At 60.8% G+C, this 20033-nt stretch carries 19 protein-coding genes and 1 pseudogene; 16 read left to right on the plus strand and 4 right to left on the minus strand.

Annotation, left to right across the window (positions count from 1 at the left end; all coding sequences use genetic code 11):
- Both ACILSI_RS22195 and ACILSI_RS22200 read left to right on the plus strand, forming a co-directional pair.
- A partial coding sequence (locus ACILSI_RS22195; protein WP_395724108.1) for an IS630 family transposase occupies nucleotides 1–919 on the plus strand: 919 nt, incomplete at its 5' end.
- A gap of 116 nt (nucleotides 920–1035) precedes the next feature.
- Complete coding sequence (locus tag ACILSI_RS22200; protein WP_395724132.1) at nucleotides 1036–1494, plus strand: DUF4375 domain-containing protein; 459 nt, start codon at nucleotides 1036–1038, stop codon at nucleotides 1492–1494.
- A 107-nt stretch (nucleotides 1495–1601) separates the two neighbouring features.
- On the opposite strand, the gene ACILSI_RS22205 is transcribed toward ACILSI_RS22200, so the two are convergent.
- Entirely contained in the window at nucleotides 1602–3158 is a 1557-nt protein-coding gene (locus tag ACILSI_RS22205; RefSeq protein WP_395724109.1) for a DUF4080 domain-containing protein, read from the minus strand.
- A gap of 34 nt (nucleotides 3159–3192) precedes the next feature.
- The gene (locus ACILSI_RS22210; protein ID WP_395724110.1) at nucleotides 3193–4650 is read right to left on the minus strand and encodes a sulfatase; all 1458 of its coding nucleotides are present in this window, start codon (nucleotides 4648–4650) and stop codon (nucleotides 3193–3195) included.
- Between the two features lie 72 nt (nucleotides 4651–4722).
- On the opposite strand from ACILSI_RS22210, the gene ACILSI_RS22215 reads away from it, so the two are divergent.
- A complete protein-coding gene (locus ACILSI_RS22215; protein WP_395724111.1) occupies nucleotides 4723–5511 on the plus strand; it encodes a DUF1080 domain-containing protein in 789 nt (262 codons plus the stop codon).
- On the opposite strand, the gene ACILSI_RS22220 is transcribed toward ACILSI_RS22215, so the two are convergent.
- Both ACILSI_RS22220 and ACILSI_RS22225 read right to left on the minus strand, forming a co-directional pair.
- Complete coding sequence (locus tag ACILSI_RS22220) at nucleotides 5512–6807, minus strand: alpha/beta hydrolase family protein (RefSeq protein ID WP_395724112.1); 1296 nt, start codon at nucleotides 6805–6807, stop codon at nucleotides 5512–5514.
- A gap of 142 nt (nucleotides 6808–6949) precedes the next feature.
- Nucleotides 6950–7546, minus strand: coding sequence for a hypothetical protein (locus ACILSI_RS22225; RefSeq protein WP_395724113.1), 597 nt, complete (start codon nucleotides 7544–7546; stop codon nucleotides 6950–6952).
- Between the two features lie 189 nt (nucleotides 7547–7735).
- On the opposite strand from ACILSI_RS22225, the gene ACILSI_RS22230 reads away from it, so the two are divergent.
- The 13 genes and pseudogenes from ACILSI_RS22230 to ACILSI_RS22290 all read left to right on the plus strand — a co-directional run bounded on the left by ACILSI_RS22230 (nucleotide 7736) and on the right by ACILSI_RS22290 (nucleotide 19973).
- A complete protein-coding gene (locus ACILSI_RS22230; RefSeq protein ID WP_395724114.1) occupies nucleotides 7736–8209 on the plus strand; it encodes a group III truncated hemoglobin in 474 nt (157 codons plus the stop codon).
- Nucleotides 8210–8322: 113 nt separating this feature from the next.
- Nucleotides 8323–8823 (plus strand): annotated as a pseudogene (locus ACILSI_RS22235) (multicopper oxidase domain-containing protein); the annotation flags it as partial.
- 183 nt (nucleotides 8824–9006) lie between these two features.
- Complete coding sequence (locus ACILSI_RS22240) at nucleotides 9007–10293, plus strand: SUMF1/EgtB/PvdO family nonheme iron enzyme (protein WP_395724115.1); 1287 nt, start codon at nucleotides 9007–9009, stop codon at nucleotides 10291–10293.
- Nucleotides 10290–11591 (plus strand): alginate export family protein, encoded by a 1302-nt coding sequence (locus ACILSI_RS22245; protein ID WP_395724116.1) that lies wholly within the window; start codon nucleotides 10290–10292, stop codon nucleotides 11589–11591. The genes ACILSI_RS22240 and ACILSI_RS22245 overlap by 4 nt, the downstream gene beginning before the upstream one ends.
- Nucleotides 11592–11608: 17 nt before the next feature.
- Nucleotides 11609–11869 carry a hypothetical protein gene (locus ACILSI_RS22250; RefSeq protein ID WP_395724117.1) on the plus strand — a complete coding sequence of 87 codons (261 nt, stop codon included), beginning with the start codon at nucleotides 11609–11611 and terminating at the stop codon, nucleotides 11867–11869.
- On the plus strand, nucleotides 11866–14265 hold the full coding sequence (locus tag ACILSI_RS22255) for a molybdopterin-dependent oxidoreductase (protein ID WP_395724118.1): 2400 nt from the start codon (nucleotides 11866–11868) through the stop codon (nucleotides 14263–14265). The genes ACILSI_RS22250 and ACILSI_RS22255 overlap by 4 nt, the downstream gene beginning before the upstream one ends.
- Nucleotides 14266–14267: 2 nt before the next feature.
- Nucleotides 14268–15164, plus strand: coding sequence for a hypothetical protein (locus ACILSI_RS22260; protein ID WP_395724119.1), 897 nt, complete (start codon nucleotides 14268–14270; stop codon nucleotides 15162–15164).
- Nucleotides 15161–15505 (plus strand): 4Fe-4S binding protein, encoded by a 345-nt coding sequence (locus tag ACILSI_RS22265; RefSeq protein WP_395724120.1) that lies wholly within the window; start codon nucleotides 15161–15163, stop codon nucleotides 15503–15505. Before ACILSI_RS22260 ends, ACILSI_RS22265 begins: the two co-directional genes overlap by 4 nt.
- Nucleotides 15502–15834 carry a hypothetical protein gene (locus ACILSI_RS22270; protein ID WP_395724121.1) on the plus strand — a complete coding sequence of 111 codons (333 nt, stop codon included), beginning with the start codon at nucleotides 15502–15504 and terminating at the stop codon, nucleotides 15832–15834. The genes ACILSI_RS22265 and ACILSI_RS22270 overlap by 4 nt, the downstream gene beginning before the upstream one ends.
- Nucleotides 15831–16469: a hypothetical protein gene (locus ACILSI_RS22275; RefSeq protein ID WP_395724122.1), complete on the plus strand. Its 639-nt coding sequence runs from the start codon at nucleotides 15831–15833 to the stop codon at nucleotides 16467–16469. The genes ACILSI_RS22270 and ACILSI_RS22275 overlap by 4 nt, the downstream gene beginning before the upstream one ends.
- Before the next feature lie 102 nt (nucleotides 16470–16571).
- Nucleotides 16572–17465: a 4Fe-4S dicluster domain-containing protein gene (locus ACILSI_RS22280; protein ID WP_395724123.1), complete on the plus strand. Its 894-nt coding sequence runs from the start codon at nucleotides 16572–16574 to the stop codon at nucleotides 17463–17465.
- A complete protein-coding gene (gene dsrP / locus ACILSI_RS22285) occupies nucleotides 17458–18768 on the plus strand; it encodes a sulfate reduction electron transfer complex DsrMKJOP subunit DsrP (RefSeq protein ID WP_395724124.1) in 1311 nt (436 codons plus the stop codon). The genes ACILSI_RS22280 and dsrP overlap by 8 nt, the downstream gene beginning before the upstream one ends.
- 5 nt (nucleotides 18769–18773) lie before the next feature.
- Nucleotides 18774–19973, plus strand: coding sequence for an NnrS family protein (locus ACILSI_RS22290; protein WP_395724125.1), 1200 nt, complete (start codon nucleotides 18774–18776; stop codon nucleotides 19971–19973).
- The last annotated feature ends 60 nt before the right edge of the window (nucleotides 19974–20033 follow it).

A 20033-nucleotide genomic window follows, 5' to 3' on the forward strand; every position in this document is an offset into this window, starting at 1 on the left:
GGCTCGCCGCCGGGCGATGCTTCTGCTTGGCAAGGGATGGCATGAACGCGACATTGCCGAAGCTGTGGGGGTTCATGAACGCACGGTGCGGCAATGGAAGCAGCACCAAAGAGACCACGGCACCGAGGCGCTGCTACGCGATGAACGCGGGCGTCAGCATGGAGAAGGACGCAAGCTCACCGCTGCGCAGGAGAAGCAAGTCCGAGGGCTTATCGCCGACAAGCTGCCCGAGCAGTTGAAACTGTCCTTCGCTTTGTGGACGCGCAAGGCGGTGGCCGAGCTGGTGGAGCAGCAGTTTGGCCTCAAGCTGCCAGTGCGCACGATGGGCCTGTATCTCAAGCGCTGGGGCTTCACGCCGCAAAAGCCCATCAAGAAGGCCTATGAACAGAACTCCAAAAAGGTGAAGGCGTGGCTGGAGCAGGAGTATCCGCAGATCGCAGCAGCAGCCAAAGCCGAGGGAGCGGAGATTTACTGGGGCGACCAGACTGGAGTCAACAATCAGCCCAACGCCCCCAGGGGTTTTGCGCCGCGTGGAGAGACGCCTGTGATCAAGCAGATGTCCAAACGCTTCGGCAGCTCGGTGATGAGTGCGGTGAGCAACCGGGGGAGCGCCCGGTGGATGGTTTACAAGGGAGCGCTGGACTCGGCGCTGCTCATCCGGTTCCTAGAGCGGCTGGTGCGCTCGATGAAAGGGCGCAAAGTGTATCTGATCCTCGACAACCTGAGGGTGCATCACAGCAAGCCGGTGAAAGCCTGGCTGGAAGAACATCAGGAGGTTATCGCCGTGCATCACCTGCCCAGCTACAGCCCCGAACTCAATCCGGACGAACGCTCAATCGCTCGCTCAAAAGAACGCCAAGCCATCTGCCCTCGGCCAAGGACGAACGCAGCCTGGAAAAGCAAATCATCGGCAGGCTGATCTCCTGCCAGAAGCAGCCAGAGCGCATCCGCTCCTTCTTCACCTCAAGTTCAACTCAGTATGCAGCTTGATGTTCTTTCTTTGTGCCGGATTAATATCATCGATTCGCTGAGACGATTCGCGATCCGTGGGAGGTCGAGAACGAAAAAGGATGGGTATCTCTCACGCCTGCCGAGAAGCATACCTGCGCGATTGAGTGCCTGAACAATGAGGTCAATAACGGCGGCTTTGCCCAGTGCAATTTCAATTCATCAGGAGACCAGTGGGTTGATGCATTCGGTGGCCTGGAGGTGGTAGGAGCGATCAAACACCGTGAACTCATGCTCCAGACGCTCCAGCGTTTCCCGGAAAGTGCTCCTTCGAGTAAGAGATCGATCAGAGGAGAGAAACTTGCGAAGATTGTCCGCAAACAGGAGGATCCATTCAACGAGCAAGATTCGGCATGGTATAAACTCAGGGACGAGAATCTCGACAAACTGGTGTTGCGCTACAACCTCGCCAATCTGCAAGGGAGGCAGAAGTGGCCGTTGTTCTCGCCTCACTTCACCGGCACCGGCTTCGTCTGGATGAGCTGAAGCGAGTCTTTGATGCTGGGGTCCGCGAAGGTGATTTCGCCGGAGCATGGAGCGGGTGTAACTCGGACTGAGTGCCGGGATTTCAGGCAGATTCTGGAAAGCCAGGCTCAGGCTGGCTGCGTGTGGCGGGACTGACGGCGGGCAGCGCGGAGAGCGGCGGATTTCTGGGTGTCTTTCCTGCCACGAAGGTTCAGTGCCTCGCGGCTTGGCGTGCGATGCCAGTCGGCTTCGAGAGTGCTGGCGGCGAGTTCGTGATCACTGCCCCTCTCTTCCGTAAGGTAATCGAAAAGTGCCTGGGCGGTGACGTGCAGCGCGATCTGATGCGTGCGACGCAGCGTGGCATGCAGCCAGTCGCTGAAGCGCAGGAACTCGGCGAAGGGCGAGGCGGCGTTTTGCCAGAGCAGCTTCAGCGTGGCGGTGAAGTGGCCGCTGTTGGCGACGATGTCCCAGTATCTCGCAAAGCGCCGCATGCGCTGCATGTCGGCGAAGGGGATGTCTCGCGTGGACAGAATCTCATACGGCGGGTGCGGCGCGTAGATCATGCGATACTCGTCGTCGTGGCGGACGATGGGCGTGCCGCGCAGGCGCTTGAGGATGCCGACCTGGATTTCCTGCGGCCAGAGACGCACGAGACGGTCAAAGCCGCGCCCGAAGCTCTCGATGCCTTCGCCCGGCAGGCCGACGATGAGATCGGCGTGGATGTGGACACCGGTTTCTTCGCGCAGGAAGCGGAAGTTGTCCTCCAAGCGGACGAGGTTCTGCCTGCGGCTGATGTTTTTCGACGTGGCATCATCAAAGGTCTGAATGCCCACCTCGAACTGCACCGCGCCAGCCGGGAATTTCTGGATGAGCGCACGGAGCTGCTCGGGCAGGCGGTCTGGCACCATCTCGAAGTGCAAAAACAGGCCGTCGCGCCAGCGGTCGAGGAAGAACTGCAAAATGCCCGTGCTGGTGGGCAGATGCAGATTGAAGGTGCGGTCCACAAACTTGAACTGCGTGGCTCCGCGATCCAACAGCCGCTGCATGGAAGCCAGGAAGGCATCGGTGGGAAAGGCCCTCACCGGGATGTCGAGCGATGACAAACAGAACTCGCAGGTGAACGGGCAGCCACGCGAAGCCTCGACGTAGATGACACGGTTTTTGAGGTCTTCGTCGGTGTAGAGCTCGTAAGGGGATGCGAGCTGATTGAGGGCGGGCAACTCGGAGGGGATGATCTTTGAAAATGAAGAATGTTCTGCCTCGCCGGCCATTCGACATTCTGCATTCGACATTCTGCATTCCAGCAGGCCACGGCACACTTCCGCGAATTTCACATCCGCTTCGCCGGTGATGACATAATCGGCCAGCGCCACGATCTCCTGCCCTTCGGTCTCATACGAGACCTCCGGGCCGCCGAGGATGATGACCAGCTCGGGGCGGATGCGCTTGAGCAAGGCCACGACCTCCCTCGTCTGCTCAACATTCCAAATATAGACGCCGAAACCGACGATACGCGGCTCATGCGCAAGGATCGCCTCTACGATCTCCAACGGCTGTTGATTGATGACGAACTCAGCCATGCAGGCACGGTCCCGCAGCTCACCGAGGTTCGCCATGAGGTAGCGAAGGCCGAAGGAGGCGTGGATGTATTTGGCGTTGAGCGTGGCGAGGACGATGTCCGGCATGGGTGGGCACGGTGGCCGAGTCTTCGCGTGACGGCTACTTTTTCTTCCCTTTGCCCTTTTTGCCGCCGCCTTGACCTGTATTTCCTTCCATGAGATCAGGCAGCGGGAGGTAGTCCCAGTCGAGAATCATTTTTTCGGCAAGCGCGGTGCGCAGTTCGCGCTCGGTGGCGGCGAGTTCGGGTTTGCCGCTGAGGTTGTTCAGCTCGGAGGGGTCGGTTTCGAGGTCGTAGAGCTCATAAACGGGACGCGGTGTTTTGAAATACGTGGCGCTCATGCCAGGCGGGAGTTTTCCGGCGGCATTCGCCTCCTGCATCTCTTTCCAGGCCTGGCCCCCGGCGGAATCCACGGGCGCATACGGAATCCACGGCGTGCAGTTGTAGATGAACTTGAAGCGATCACTGCGCACGGCACGTCCGAGGTCATAGCCGCCGTTCGTCATGTTCGCCTGCACGGGCGCGGAGCCATGGGGGCCGCGCTCGACGAAGAGGTGCTTCCGCGGCACATGCTTTTCGCCTTTGAGCAACGGGAGGAAACTCACGCCGCTCATTTTGGGGCCTGCGGCGAGTCCTGCGGCGGCGAGCAGCGTGGGCGCGAGATCTTCGGCGCTGATGAGCGCACGCGAATCGCCGCCGGGCTTCACCACGCCAGGCCAGCGCACGAGGAAGGGCACGTTGGAGCCGGGATCGTATAGCGAGCCTTTGCCGTGCGGCATGGCCATGCCGTTGTCGCCACAGAAGACGATGAGCGTGCTGTCCATGAGGCCGCGTTTTTTGAGCACGTCGAGCACGCTTGCGACGGTGCGGTCCACGCGATTCACCTCGGCGCAGTAATCGGCGAGCTGCTCGCGCACACCGGGTAGATCGGGGAAATGCGAGGGCACTTTCAGCGATGCGGGATCAGGACGGAACTCGGCAGGTGCATTCCAGGCGTGGTGCGGATCGCTGAAGTTCGCCCACATGAAGAAAGGCTTGTCTTTCGGCTTCTTGTCGAGAAAGGCAGCCACTTGTGATGCTACTTCGGCATCGCCGCATTGGTTTAGCGAGTCCACGCGGTCGATGAAGGTCTTCAACTGGTGCTCTTGAAAGACTTTCGCCGCGGCCGCCCCGACTTTGGCCGAGCCATCGAGATGGTAGCTGCGTCCGCAAATACCGGTGAAGTAGCCGCCTTTGTCACGCAGCAGTTCCGGCAGCGTGATTTCATCGCGAGGCAGCGGCGCGGAGAAGCGCGTCATGCGTGCGGCCACAGGCGAGCGACCGCTCATGAGCGTGGCACGCGAGGGCACGCACTGCGGCGCGCCGGTGAAGAAGCGGTGGAACTTCATGCCCTCGGCAGCGAGCTGGTCGAGCGTCGGTGTTTTGACATTGGTGTCGCCGTAGGCGCTAAGGAAGGGGTAGCTGTGGTCGTCGCTGAGGAGGAAGAGGATGTTCGGCGGTGCCGAAAATGACGAGGCCGAGATGGCGAATGACGAAAGGAGGATGAGCAGGAGCTTCATGGCGGCCCTATAACGCGGCGACCGGGGTCATCTTCCGATTGGAAACATCGTTGGCCGCTTCATGATGAACGCATGATTCCAACACTACGCTTTGCCGCCGCCGCTTTGGTTTGCCTGCTGACCGCCGCTGTTTCAGCCGAGGAGCCGAAGTGGGTGCCGCTCTTCAATGGCAAGGATATGAGCGGCTGGACGCCGAAGATCGCGAAGCGTCCGCTCGGGGAGAACTTCGCCAACACGTTTCGAGTTGAGGACGGCATTCTGAAGGTCAGCTACGAAGGCTACACGAAGTTTGATGAGCAGTTCGGCCACCTCTTCACCAACCTGGCTTACTCGCACTACATCCTGCGGCTGGAGTATCGCTTCACCGGAACGATGATGGCTGACGCGCCGAAGTATGTGAACCTGAACAGCGGCGTGATGCTGCACGCGCAGCCGCCGCAGAGCATGCGCTTTGACCAGGGCTTCCCCGCGAGCCTGGAGATGCAGTTTCTGGCCGATGAGGGCAAAGGGCCGCGCTCAACTGCCAATCTTTGCACGCCCGGCACGCATGTGGAGATGGGCGGACAGCTCGTGACCAAGCACATCGTCAAATCCAGTGCGCCGACTTTTCCAGCGGAGCAATGGGTGAGCGCGGAGGTCGAGGTGCGCGGGAATGAGGAGATCATCCATCGCATCAACGGCGTGGAAGTGCTGCGCTACCAGCGCCCGCAGCTCGATCCCACGAACAACAACGCTCCGGCGACGGATCAGATCGAACTTGGTGGCAATGTGATGCTCGGCTACGGCCACATCGCCCTTCAGGCCGAAGGGCAGCCGGTGTGGTTCCGCAAGATCGAGCTGAAGTCCTTGGAGAAGAAGTGATCAAGGCTTCAGCACGACCTCGGTGCTGATCATCGCATCGCGTTCGTCGGTGACGCTGAGATACCAGGTGTTGGCGTCGGCGGGCGGTTTGGGCGCTGTGACTTCGTTGACCTGGGTGACGACGGCGCTGTTTGTCTCAATGGTGTCTGAACTGATGGAAGCCGGAACGGTGATCCATTCACGCTTTGAACGCGGGCCGCCGTCCTTGGTGTAATGCAAGGCGGCGCTTTTCAGTTTGATGGGAGGCGTGGAGTTTACGCTGACTCGCACCGTGTCACCGTTGATGCGCGGCTGGCCGAGAACGGGCAGCGCTTTGCCGCTGCGGCATTTGGAATCAATGAAAAGTCCGATCTCCTGCGGTGCCCAGCCGGGCGGATGGCCGTGGGGCATCTTGACCTGAATGCGCATGTGCTTCTCGCCGGGGACGACGTTGTAGCTCTTCATATAGCTGTCGAGGACGTAGTGGACGTCGTTGGTGCCGTTGACGAAGAGGATCGGCACACGGCAGCGCGGGAGGAGGCTGCCGGGATCGTATTCCTTCACCCACTTCGTCTTGTGGTCGCCGAGCTTGTCGATGCTGGGTTTTTGCACGGATTCGCCTTCGTGAAGGAAGCCGCAGCCGTAAACCGGTACGGCGGCTTTGAAGCGATCATCCAGCGAAGCGACGAGGCAGGTCGTGTAGCCGCCCCAACTGATGCCGGTGACGGCGGTGTGTTCCGCATCGACCTCCGGGAAGCTGCGCAGCAGCGAATGCGCGCGCATCACGCTCGCCGCCGCGTGGAAGGGCCAGTCGTCGCTCGTGTCGGCGGTCTTGATGCAGTCGAATTTTTCAGGATGGCCGTGCGGCGGGCCGCCGTTGGGCAAGCGCGTGCGTGTGCCACGATGACCGTTGCCGATGGCGACACCTTTGGCGTCAAACTCCACCTCAGGCGGACGCGAGCCATTCAAATCCATCGCGATGGCCGCGTAACCGCGCTTCGCCCACAACTGCACCCACTCGGCAAACGCCGTGCCTCCACCGCCGTGGATGCAGACGACGCCGGGGAACTTGGTGCCTGCTTTGGCCTCGCCGAGCGTGATGGGTGAGGCATAAAACGCGAAGACTTCGGTGTCGTGGCCTTGATACTTCTCTCCCGCGTAGGTCAGCGAGTGAATCGGCTGGTCTTGCCGCAGCCATTTCATGGCGGGCACGTTGCTTTTGAGCGCGTCGAGATTCCAGGGGCCGACCTGCTCGGCGGAAAGCGAAGGGCAAAGGGAGGAGAGTGTGATGACAGCGGCGAGAGGCGTGAACTTCATGGCGGACGAAGAAACGCCGCGCCGCGCTGAATTCAGCGTCTTTTTTGAAGCGCTCGTCAGTACGCAAACAAAACCGCCGCCGCTAGTGACTCCCGGCACTCGCGACGGCGGTTGTTGATGGCAACGGAGAGATGGACCGCTCTCAGTTGGCCTTCTTCGGACGGCCAAGCACGTCATCCTTCGTCGTGAGGGCGACGGCGACGACCTGGTCGATGAGATCCTGGCTGATTTTCAGATCCTTCAGCGTGTTGACGAGGTTTTCGGCGATGGCGTTGAAGTGAACCTCGGTGAGGCCCATGCCCTCGTGGGCCTTGCGCATGTCCTTGCCGGTCCAGGGCAGCGGGCCGCCAAAGGCTGCGGAAAGGAATTCCTTCTGCTTCCGGCGTTGCTTGTCCATGCTCACGTCGTCAAAGAAATGCTTCACACGATCATCGGCGAGCACTTTGACGTAGAAGGCATCCACAGCCGCTTCCATGGCGGCCTTGCCACCTAGTTTTTGATACAGGCTGTCCTCACGGGCCTTGAGCCACTTGGTTTTGCAGGCCTCCTTGGCGAAGGACCACTTCCGGCCCTCGTATTCGGCGGTGATGGCGGGATCGGCAGGTTTGCCGGTGACGGGGCAGACGGTGTTCGTGGCGGTTTCCGTGGCGACGGCAGCAGGGTCGGCTGCCAGGGCGGCGTTCACGAGCAGCGTCATCACGGCGGTGATGGTGGCGAGCGAGGAGAGGATGAGTTTCATGGTTGGCTGGTTTGGAATGGCAGGTGGTTGGACTGCGCCTTCCTATAAAGATGCATGAGCCGTGCATCAATACGCCGATCCTGCGCAGGATTGTGCGTTTCGTGCTCGGCACCCGGCGGGCCAATACCGGCGCACAAGGTCGCAGAAACAGAAGAGCGCCATGGGCGCTCAAAGTTGCATAATGCGTGCATGTTTGAAATCAAACCCGACATCCAAGGCCGCGCCGAGATCGAGACGCTGGTGAACACCTTCTACGACCGCGTGCGCGGCGACGAGCTCCTCGGCTTCATCTTCGAGAAGATCGCGCAGACGAATTGGCAGACCCATCTGCCCAAGATGTATGCCTTCTGGGAGACGGTGATCTTTCGCAGTGGCGGTTACACTGGCAATCCTCTCGCCGCACACGCCAAACTGGTGCCCCTCACGAACATGGGTCGCGAGCAGTTTGACCGCTGGCTCATGCTCTTCCGACGCACGGTGGATGATCTCTTCGCCGGTGAGCATGCCGAGCACATTAAAAGCTGTGCCGAGGACATGGCGAACGTCATTCATGCCCGCATCAACCATGTGCCGGATGCCCGATTCGCCCCCGCCAATCTCACTCCCGAGCAGCGCGAGCGCTATGCCCGCTACAAATCCCCACCACAACCAGCCACACCATGAAAACAACATCGCGACTCATCCTGCCGGTGCTTGTCACTACTTTGCTCACTCAATGCGGAGACAACGAACTCAGCCCCAACGAAAAAATGTCCCAGGCGACTTTCATCAAGGCTATGGATTCCTACGACACGTGTTCGGTGACAGCGTCCGCACCTACAGGCGACGCTCTGGCCAAACCCACCAGACAACAGGACAAGCCTGTCTCCGGCACGGAAAACGCGGTGCTCACCGATGCGCCCAATGTCCCGCCACCCATCACGCGCGATCATCCCACGAAGGTCACCATCAAGCTCGAAGTCGTCGAACTGGTAAAGCGCATGGCCGATGGAGTGGACTACACGTTCTGGACCTTTGGCGGGAGCGTGCCGGGCAAGTTCATGCGCATCCGGCAAAACGATGAGGTGGAGTTTCACCTCATGAATCACCCGGACAGCAAGATGCCGCATAACATCGACCTTCATGCCGTGACCGGACCAGGTGGCGGGGCTGCGGCCTCCTTCACCGCAGCAGGTCACGCCTCCGTGTTTTCGTTCAAGGCGCTGAACCCCGGCTTGTATGTCTATCACTGCGCCATCGCCACCGTGCTGCATGGCCTTCAGGGCAAAGTCACCGTCAATGGCGAGGCGTATGAGAGCATCATGCCGCAGCTCGGTCTCAATGATGAGCAGGTCGCGAACGCGCTGACCTATGTTTATATCAAATGGGGCAACAACGGCACCGAGGTACTTCCCGCGATGGTCAAAGAAGTGCGTGCCACGGTCCCACAACCCGCCGCAGCTCCTGGAGCACATTGATTCATGAGACACGCGCTACTGGCTCTCTTGTTTGTCTCAGGCGTCTTGTATGCAAAGACGCCTGAGCCACCACCGGGTATGGTTTTCATCCCCGGCGGAGAGTACAAGCCTCTCTACGCCAAAGAGGCCACACCCCGCACAGCACTTGCCCTCTTCATGGATGCCGTGCAGGTGACGAATGCGCAGTTCCTCGGCTTCGTGGAGGCGCATCCCGAATGTCGGCGGACTCAGCTGCGCAGCGCACAAGCGGACAGTAACTACCTCAAGCATTGGGCAGGCGATCTGGAACTCGGTGCCAAAGCGCCGCCACAGGCACCCGTGACTCATGTCGCATGGCATGCGGCGCAGGCCTACTGCCAGTCACAACACAAACGCCTGCCCACGCAGGACGAATGGGAGTTTGCCGCGCGCGCTGACGCAAAAAAAATCGATACCAGCTCCGATCAGGCTTTTCTAAAACTCCTTCTTGAATGGTATTCCAAGCCCGCCACCTCCGCGCTGGAGAGTGTGCAGTCCGGCATCTCGAATGTCCACGGTGTGCGCGGCCTGCACGGTCTTGTGTGCGAATGGGTGCATGATTTCAACAACAGCATGATCGTCGGCGACTCACGCGGAGACGGCTCCATGGAGCGGAAGCTCTTCTGTGGCGCAGGCTCACTCCTCGCGGCGGATGTGAGCAATTACGCCGCCTACATGCGCTTCGCCTTTCGCTCCAGCCTCAAAGGAAGCTACTGCGTCGGCAGCCTCGGCTTTCGGGGAGCGAAGTCGGTGAAGGAAACGCCGCCAGCGCCCGCCACACCTCAATTCACCACCATCTACGACCTGCCCGGCGAGTGGCGCACGCAGGACGACAAACTGCTGACGCTTGATCAACTGCGCGGCAAGCCCCGCATCATCACCATGGGTTTCACCTCCTGTAAATACGCCTGCCCGCGCATCATCGGCGACATGAAGCGCATCGAGACGGAGCTCGGCGCGGACGCGGACAAGGCCGCCTTCGTCTTCTTCTCCTTCGACACCGCCACGGACGAGCCCGCGCAGATGAAGAAGGCCGCAGGTGAGCAGAAACTCGACCTCGGGCGCTGGACCTTCGCCATCTCTGATGACGAGACGATCCGCCAGCTCGCCGTGGCCCTCCAATTCAAGTTCGCCACCGTCGAGGGCTTCCTCACGCACTCGAACCTCATCGCCGTGCTCGATGCCGACGGAAACATCGTCCACCGCGAAGAATCGTTGGGCGCTGACATTGCGCCCACGGTCACCGCCTTGAAAAAACTCCTCCCGCCATGAAATCCATTCACCTCATCACCTTTCTCGCGCTCACCACTGTCGCATGGGGCCAGACCGCCCCCGAAAAGCCGAACCCGCTCTCTTTAGCCGGTGGCCGAGTCGTTTTCGGCATCGAAGACCAACTGCGCTTTGAATACCGCGAAAACAATTTCGACTTCAACAGCGGCCTCGGCCACATCAATGACGACGCGTGGCTGCTGCAGCGTTTCCGGCTCAGCCTCCAGCTCAAGCCCGTGGACTGGCTCACCTTTTACGTGCAGGGCCAGGACGCCCGCGAGATCGGCAGTGAACGTGCGGACCTCCCCGGCGTGCTCGGCGCGGAAGGCGACAACCCCTTCGACCTGCGCCAGCTCTACGTCGAAATGGGTGATGCCAAGGGTTCCCCGCTCTCGCTCAAAGTCGGCCGCCAAGTGCTGCTCTACGGCGATCAGCGCCTCATCGGCCCATTGGAGTGGAGCAATATCTCCCGCACCTTCGACGCCGTGAAACTGCGCTACACCGGCAAAGACGGCCTGTGGGTCGATGCCTTCATCTCTTCTGTCGTCGTCATCGACCGCTTCGGCATGGACGACAGCGACAAAGACTCGCTCCTCTCCGGCCTCTACGCGCACATCCCCACTCTCGGCATTCAAGACACCGAGCTCTACGCGCTCTACTTTGACGACACGAATCGCAACGATCACTTCCTCACCCTCGGCACCCATTGGAAATCCATGCCTGGTAAACTCGGCCCCTGGGACTACGAGACCGAGTTTGTCGTGCAAACCGGGACCGCTGGCGGTCGTGACCTCAGCGCCTTCGCCAGCTATGTGGAAGCCGGATACACCTTCCAGCAGCCGTGGAAGCCACGTCTCGGCCTCGAATACAGCTATGCCAGCGGCGATGGCAACGCCGCCGACAACAAGCAGGGAGCCTTTCAGAACCTCTTCCCGACCAATCACCTGCATTACGGCCTCATGGACGCCTTCTCATGGAGCAACATCCACGACATCGCACTCCATCTCAGTGCGAAACCTGGAGCCAAGCTCACCACCAGCCTCGACTTCCATCTCTTCTGGCTCGACGACACCGCCGACACCTGGCGCCGTGCCAACGCCACCACTGCCGTCCGTCCCGCCAATGCCGCAGCCAGCAATTATGCTGGCAGCGAACTCGACGTTCTCGTCACCTACGCCGCTTCGAGCCATCTCACGGTCACCGCAGGCTACTCGCACTTTTTCGCCGGCGACTACCTGAATGACACCGGAACCGGGAGCGATGCCGATTTCGTTTATGTGATGACGGGAATCAAATTTTGACTCATAAACTGGCTCGCATGACCACCGTCGGCCTTCTCATCAGCCTGGACACCAGCGTTTCCTGCGGCGTGGCGCAGCAACTGGCGGCGCATCCGGCGCTCACGGTGGGAGAGGCGGCCGATCGGTGGCTGCCGGTGGCGGTGGAGGCCGAAAGTGATGTGGAATGCCGCGAAGTGCATGACTGGATCGCCGCCCAGCCCGGTGTGGCCTATGTGGATGTTGTACACGTGAGCTTTGAATCTGAAATGACTGAAACACCCGATCTTTTGCCCTCATGATCAAACGACGTGAATTTGCCAAACTCAGCGCGCTGGCAGCCGCGACCGCCGCCGCGCAACAACGTGCTTTCGGAGCCGCTCCGACCGCCGCCACCAGCGACATTCAGTGGGACAAGGCCCCCTGTCGTTTTTGTGGCACCGGCTGTCATGTGCGTGTCGGCGTCAAAGACGGACGTGTGGTCGCCATCGAGGGAGATCAGCTCGCGGAGGTGAACAAGGGCCTGCTTTGCGTGAAGGGCTATCACGTTGGACTCGCGCTGTATGGCAAGGACCGGCTCACGCAGCCGCTGCTGCGTCGAAATGGTGTCTTGGAACCGATTTCATGGGAGGAGGCCATCGAAACGATTTCGCAGCGGGTTTTGGCCGCGCCGGACAAGTTTGCGATCTATGGCAGCGGTCAATGGACCATCCCAGAAGGCTACGCGGCGAACAAGTTCATCAAAGGCGGCCTTTCGAGCAATCACATCGACCCGAACGCACGTCTGTGCATGGCCAGTGCGGTGACGGGTTTTCTCAGCGTGTATGGCGTGGACGAGCCATCGGGCTGCTACGACGACCTCGACAAGTGCGACGTTCTCATTCTCTGGGGCAACAACATGGCGGAGATGCACCCGGTGCTTTTCAGCCGCTTCATCGACCGCCGCACGCGCGGAGAAAAAGTCACGCTCATCGACCTCGGCACGCGCCGCACACGCACGACCGAGTTTGCCGATCACTACCTCGAGTTCAGGCCGCACAGCGATCTCGCCATCATGAATGGCATCGCGCATTTGCTGATCACGAACGGCACGTATGACGCAAAGTTCGTGGAGCGCTTCTGCAACTTCCGCAAAGCACCGAAAGACCCCGCAGCCACGCCCACCGCGCCGCTGTTGGGCGATGTGATGAACTTCGACGAGTACAAGGCCGCGCTGGAACCCTACACCCCCGAGTATGTCGAAAAACTCTCCGGTGTGCCTGCGGAGAAGATTCGGATGCTGGCGGATCTGTTTGGCAAGAAGGACATCCGCATCACCAGCACCTGGTGCATGGGCTTCAACCAGCATTCACGCGGCACGAACGCCAATCGCCTCTGCCACGGCATTCATTTGCTGAGCGGACACTATGGCAAGCCCGGAGATGCGCCGACCTCGCTTACCGGCCAACCGAGTGCCTGCGGCACGGCGCGTGAAGTCGGCACCATGTGCCATTTCCTGCCTGGAGGTCGTCTCATTCTCAATCCCGAGCATCGCAAGGAGACGGAAGCGATCTGGAACGTGCCGGAGGGCCGCATCAATGCGAAGATCGGCCACCACACGGTGCTCATGTGGGAGAAGTTTTGCACACCTGCGGACAAGGGTGGCGACATCTCCACGCTGTGGGTGCAGGTGACGAATCCCGGCCAGTCCCTGCCGAATCTGCACAAGCTTTTCAAAGCGAAGGCGGGTCAGCCCGACAAGTTCCTCATCGTCTCCGATGTCTATCACACCGCGACGACGGAACTTGCCGATCTGGTGCTGCCGAGCGCGATGTGGGTGGAGAAGAACGGCATGTATGGCAACAGCGAGCGCCGCACGCAGCAGTGGTTCCGCATGGTGAAACCGCCGGGGGATGCACGCGATGATTGCTGGCAGATGCTGGCGGTGGCGCGGCGTTTGCACGATCTCGGGCATCCGGGAATGAAGGACAAGGACGGCAAGTTCCTCTTCACCTTCAAGAACGACAAAGGCGAGGAGGTGCCCGTGTGGGACTGGCCGCGCTATTACGACATCAACGTCGATAAAGCCCTCTTTGAGGAGTACCGCGCCTTCAGCCGCTACAAGCACAAGGATATGGCTCCGTATGACGAATACGTGAAGGCACGCGGCCTGCGCTGGCCGGTGGTGCAGCAGGCGGATGGCTCGTGGCGCGAGACGAAGTTCCGTTTCTCCGAGTTCGATGACTCGTATGTGAAGAAGGGCGCGGAGATTCAATTCTACCACTCTGTCACCAAGGACGACAAGGCGCTCATCTGGTTCGCACCCGCTGAAAAGGCCGCCGAAGAACCGGATGCCGAGTTTCCTTTCTGGCTCTGCACCGGTCGTGTGCTGGAGCACTGGCACACCGGCAGCATGACGCGCCGCATCCCGCAACTGCACGCCGCCATGCCGCATGCGTATGTGGAGATGCACCCCGACGACGCCAGGGAGCACGGTTTTGCCAATGGCGAGTCGATCCTCATCAAAACGCGCCGCGGAGAGTTGAAGCTGCCGGTGTGGATTGACGGACGCGGGCATCCACCGCGTGGTTCATTGTTCATTCCGTTCTTCGACGAGCGGTTACTGTGCAATGACCTCACGCTTGGCGAGGTCGATCCCATCTCGAAAGAGCCCGACTACAAAAAATGCGCCGCCACTGTGCTGCGCGCGCCGCTTTGATCATGGCCGACACCCGACAGCCCAAGACGTTGCAGTCCAGCATGATCGCTGGCGGCATCATCGTGATGCTCGCGGTCAGCGGCTACTTCGTCGGCCTGCGCCAGACGAACTCCGCCATCAGCATGACCCGGCCCGTGGAGAACGTGCGGCCCGAGGCGCGGCGCGATCTCACCGGTGCCACAAACGTGCCGGTGGCCGTGCGCTACATTGACCAGGACTGGTCCGCGAAGGGTGTGAATGCGATGTGGCGAAACTCACTCGTGGATTTCCAGCAAGCGCCAGTGCCACCGCCGGATGCCAAGCGCGTGATGCCACCTGAACAAAAACAAGCCGCGCTCCGGGACCGTGCTGCACGTCGCGCGTATGATGGCGCGCCGCCTGTGGTGCCGCACCCGGTCACGCAGGACTCGTCGGCCTCGTGTCTCGCCTGTCATGGTCAGGGCATGCAGGTGAAGGACCGTTTTGCATCAAAGATGAGCCACGCCAGCCTGGGTGGCAGTTGCACGCAGTGTCATGTGTCCACCCAGCATGCCTTCACCGCCGTCGAGGCCGCGCGGTGGACTGCGCCGCTTACGGAGAACACGTTTCACGGCAAAGAAGCGCCTGCCGCAGGCACACGCGCCTGGAAAGGCGCGCCGCCCACCGTGCCGCACCGCACGCTCATGCGCAGTGATTGCATGAGCTGCCACGGACCGAGCGGGCTTTTTGCACTGCGCACGCCGCATCCCGAGCGTCAATCCTGCGTGCAGTGCCATGTGCCCGCCGCAGAGAATGATCAGCGCCAATTCATCAGCGCGCCGCCACTGGATGCAACGCGTCCACCAGCGCCAAAGCCCGTCGTTGCGCCCGCGCCTGTGGTTGTTCCCCCCGCACCCGTTGCTGCTCCTCCACCCAAATGAGCGACGCCGTTTCCAGACGCGGATTCTTTTCCGCCTTTGCCAGGACTTTCCAAAAGAAAGCCGCGCCAGCGCCACCGGTTGATCCCACCGCAGTGGCTGAGAGTGCCACACCACGCACCGCCATCATCCAGGGCCGCTTCTGCATCGCGCTCACTTCGTTTTGCGCTGCGTGTGTCGAGCGCTGCCCCGTGCCCGGTGCCATGAGCCGTGATCGTGGTCTGCCCATGGTGCATGCCGATGTCTGCACCGGCTGCGGCATCTGCCACGATGTCTGTCCTGCTCCACGCAACGCCGTGCTCATGCTGCCGCGCCGCACGCCAACCCCAACGCCCACCGCATGAGCACTGACGCCACCAGCACACCGCCACTGCCTGATCTCCAGCAGGCGCAGTTCGACGCCGCCGAACTGGAGACGCTGCTGCGTGACATCGGTGCCTGCGCCCAGATCACTGAGATCATCCCCAAGTTTTCCGCCACCGGCCATGTGCCTGACAACACCGTGCTCACGCTCGACGATGGCCGTCGGCTGCTGCTCGATGGTTCGGCACGCGCCGTGCAGTTTCGCTATCGCTTCCAGGGCGCTGACTGGTGGGACACCATCATGGCGCTGCCAGGCAATTTATTCCGCCTCGTGCGCATCCAGCATCACTTCGACACACCCGCCGCATGAGTTTGTATCTGAAAAAACATCCGTGGCTCGCCTGGCTGACCCTCGTGGTTCTCGTCAGCGGCTTAAGCATGGCCATCGTCTGGGCGCAGAAGCCTAGCGCTACCGTCTTGCCTGCTTCCGTCGCCATCGAGAAGCCCGCTGCCGCTCACCCCGTCGCCATCAAGCCTGGACCCGCGATCCCACGGCTCGACACCGGCCTCAAAGACAAGGCAGGCAACGCCGTCACCGTCGCGTGCAGCACCTGCCACAGCACCACCACGCCGAATGTCCTGCGCAACACGTCGGAAGATTTGTTTCAGGCTCACCGCGGTCTGCAATACCAGCATGGCGCACTCACCTGCATGAGTTGTCACAACGCATCGAACTACGACACCCTGCATCTCGCTGATGGACGCAGCGTTGCCTTTCCGGATGTCATGACGCTCTGCTCCCAGTGCCACGGCACGGCGCGACGCGATTACGACCACGGCAGTCATGGCGGCATGAATGGCCACTGGGATCTCACCAAAGGCGGACGCATCCGCAACAACTGCATCAACTGCCACGACCCGCATCACCCCAAGTTCCCGCTTGTGCAGCCCGTGCTGCCGCCGCGTGATCGCATCTCCGTCCCGAAAGCCGAAGGCTCCCACTAGCAGGCCATGAACGATCCATCCGCATCACCCAAGACACCCTGTTCCGGCAATTGCGCCTGCGCAGGCAATTCCGCGCCACCGCCGGCCGATGAGCCCACGGGCATGTCGCGCCGCACCGTCGTCAAGGCGCTCGGAGCCACGCTCGGAGTCGCCGCGTATGCCAAAGCGCTCGCACCACTCACGGAGTTGACGAAAGAGACCTCGATGGATGAGTTCATTCAGAAGCACTACAAGGAACTCAGCAAAGAAGAAATGGCCGCCGTCATCCAGCGACTCACGCAGGAGGCCAAGGACAACTACGGTGCCGATGTCACCATCCAAAACCCACAGCCAGTCGATGGCGTGAAGTTTGGTTACGCGCTGAACCTCTCCATCTGCAATGGCTGCCGCAAATGCGCCGAGGCCTGCCATTTGGAAAACAATCACGACCGCCCCTCGCACCAGAGTTACATCCGCGTCTTCGAGATGAGCAAAGGCTCGATGGATTTCGAGAAAGGCAACGCGCACTACGATCACCCCGTGCCGCAGCCGGACAAATACTACATGCCCGTGCAGTGCCAGCAGTGCGAGCATCCGCCCTGCGTCGATGTTTGCCCCGTCGAGGCCACCTGGAAGGAAAAAGACGGCATCGTCGTCGTGGACTACAACTGGTGCATCGGCTGCCGCTACTGCGAAGCCGCCTGTCCCTATCACGCACGCCGATTCAACTGGACCAAGCCGCAGATCCCCGCTGAGGAGATCAATCCCAACCAAAGCTATCTCAGCAACCGCATCCGGCCGCAGGGCGTGATGGAAAAATGCACCTTCTGCCTGCATCGCACGCGTGAAGGACGCCTGCCCGCCTGCCTCGAAGCCTGTCCGACCGGTGCGCGAGTCTTTGGCGACCTCAACGATCCCAAGTCCGACATCCGCTGGGTGCTGGAAAACAAGCGTGTCTTTGTCCTCAAAGAGGAACTCGGCCTGAAACCTCAATTCTTCTACTTCTTCGATGAGTGATCCCAACACAGTCGCCGCACCCGCTCCATCCAACGTGCCCGAGTGGCGGCGCTACCTGAGATTCCTCGGCAATGCCGTGAGCCACTCCGTCGAAGGCGGCTGGAAGTTCTACGTCTGGATGACGCTGCTCACCGCCATCTTCCTCGTCGGGGCCAATGCCTGGGCCATGCAGGTGCGTGATGGCATGGCCGTCACCGGCATGAGCGATCACGTCTCCTGGGCGCTCTACATTGCCAATTTCACCTTCCTCGTCGGACTCGCCGCTGGTGGCGTCATGATGGTCATCCCCGCCTACCTTTATCATGACAAAGAAATGCACGACATCGTGCTCATCGGCGAATTGCTGGCCATCGCCTCCGTCATCATGGCCATCATGTTCGTCGTGTGCGATCTCGGCCGACCGGATCGCTTCTGGCACATGATGCCCGTCGTCGGGAAGTTCAATTTTCCGATCTCCATGCTCACCTGGGACGTCATTGTGCTCAACGGCTACCTCCTCATCAACGTCCACATCTGCGGCTACCTGCTCTACAAGCGTTACCGCGGCCAGCCGCCCGTGGCGAAGATGTATGTGCCCTTCGTCTTCCTCAGCATCATCTGGGCCATCTCCATTCACACCGTCACCGCCTTCCTATATTGCGGCCTCGGGGGTCGCCCGTTTTGGAATACCGCGCTGCTAGCCCCGCGCTTCCTCACCAGCGCCTTCGTCAGCGGACCCGCCTTCATCATTGTCGCCATCCAGATCATTCGCCGACTCACCCACCACCGCTTTGGCGATGGAGCTATCCGCACGCTGGTCGGCATCATGCGCATCACCATCCTCGTGAACCTGCTCATGGTGGCGTCTGAAGTATTCGTCGAGTTCTACACCGGCGGCAGCCACACCGGAGCCGCCAAGTATCTCTACTTTGGCCTTCATGGACATCACGAGCTCGTCGCCTGGATCTGGACCGCCGTCGCCTTCTGCATCATCGCCGCCATCACGTTCATGATTCCACGCATCAACGAGCGCCCCGTGTGGCTGAACACCGCGTGCTTCCTCGCTTTCGCTGGCATCTGGATCGAAAAAGGCATGGGCATGATCATTCCCGCCTTCATCCCCAGTGCGCTGCACGAGATCGTCGAATACCGCCCCAGCCTCACCGAATGGAAAGTCACCGCCGGCATCTGGGCGCTGGGTTTCATGATCTACACCCTGCTCCTCAAGATCACCATCAACGTCTATTCACGCAACATGCGAGACGCCCAAGGCCAGCGCACCATCGAATCCAAAGACGCGCTGGCGTTTGGGGAGCATATTTGAGTTCCATGAGCTTCCCCGCCTGCAAACACAAGAAACATAAGGCCAAAGGTCCGCGCAGAGACGGCCTTCTCTGGCTCGCGGCGGAGCCGTATCGCCTCTTCTTCGCCAGCGGAGCGCTGTGGAGCATCATCGGCGTGGCACTGTGGCCGTTGTTCTATGCGCAGCAGCTCGGCTTCTATCCGAACTTCGTTCACGCACGTCTCATGATCGAGGCCTTCGGCGGCGCGTTCGTCGTCGGCTTTCTCGGCACCGCCGGACCGCGCATGGCCACCGCTCCAAAACTGACGCCGCTGGAGCTGTTCTGGCTCTTCTCGCTGCATCAGGCTTCGGCGATCAGTCATCTGCGGCTGCAACACGCGTGGGGCGATGGGTTCTTCGTCGCGTTGCTCGTTTCCCTGCTGCTATGCCTGGTGATTCGCGTGGTGAAGTTCCGCAAGGAAGCACCGCCGCCGCAGATGCTCCTCGCGCTCACCGGGCTGGCCTGCGGCATCGCCGGAGCGGCGATGTTGCTCTCACCGGCGACTTTGATGGACCTGCAACGCATGCGTCTGGCGAATCTGCTTCTCTATCAGGGCCTGCTTCTGCCGCCGGTGCTCGGCATCGGCTCGTTTGTCTTCCCACGCATGCTCGGCGGCGAGTTCGGCGATCCGAAAACCGCCGCGCAGAGCAAGTCGAAGCTGCTTCGCTCCATCGTCGCCGCTGTCTTGCTCGTGGGCAGCTTTTTCCTCGAAGCCTTCGGCCAGGTCACTCTCGGCTATGCTCTGCGGGCCATCGTCGCGTCGGGGTATCTGCTCATTGAGGTGACATGGAAGACGCAGCAGGCCGGATCACTTACCACAGGTCTGTTTTGGGCGCTCATTCTCGGCTGGCTCGGCATCGTGCTCGCACCGTTTCATTATGTGCAGCACGTGAGCATCGAGCACCTGCTCTACATCGGCGGCTTTGGCATGCTGATGCTCGTGGTGGGCAGTCGCGTGCTGTTCGGTCACAGCGGCGACCTGGACGGCTTCTTCGTGAAATCCAAATGGGTGCGCTTTCTCGTCTTCCTCGGAGTTCTGACCGCCACCACCCGCGCCACGCCGGCCTGGATGCCTTCGACAACGGTCTCGCATCACATCTATGCTGCAATCACTTGGGCGCTGCTGGCGCTGTTCTGGCTGCTGTGGCACCGGCGGCGGTTCGTGAAGCGGGATGTGGAGGAGTAGGCAAGATTGGCGTAGCCTTCGACATCCGGTGGTGGAGCGTTTTCGGCGATTGGACGTTTG

Source organism: Prosthecobacter sp. (assembly GCF_044232965.1).
Taxonomy (GTDB): domain Bacteria; phylum Verrucomicrobiota; class Verrucomicrobiia; order Verrucomicrobiales; family Verrucomicrobiaceae; genus Prosthecobacter.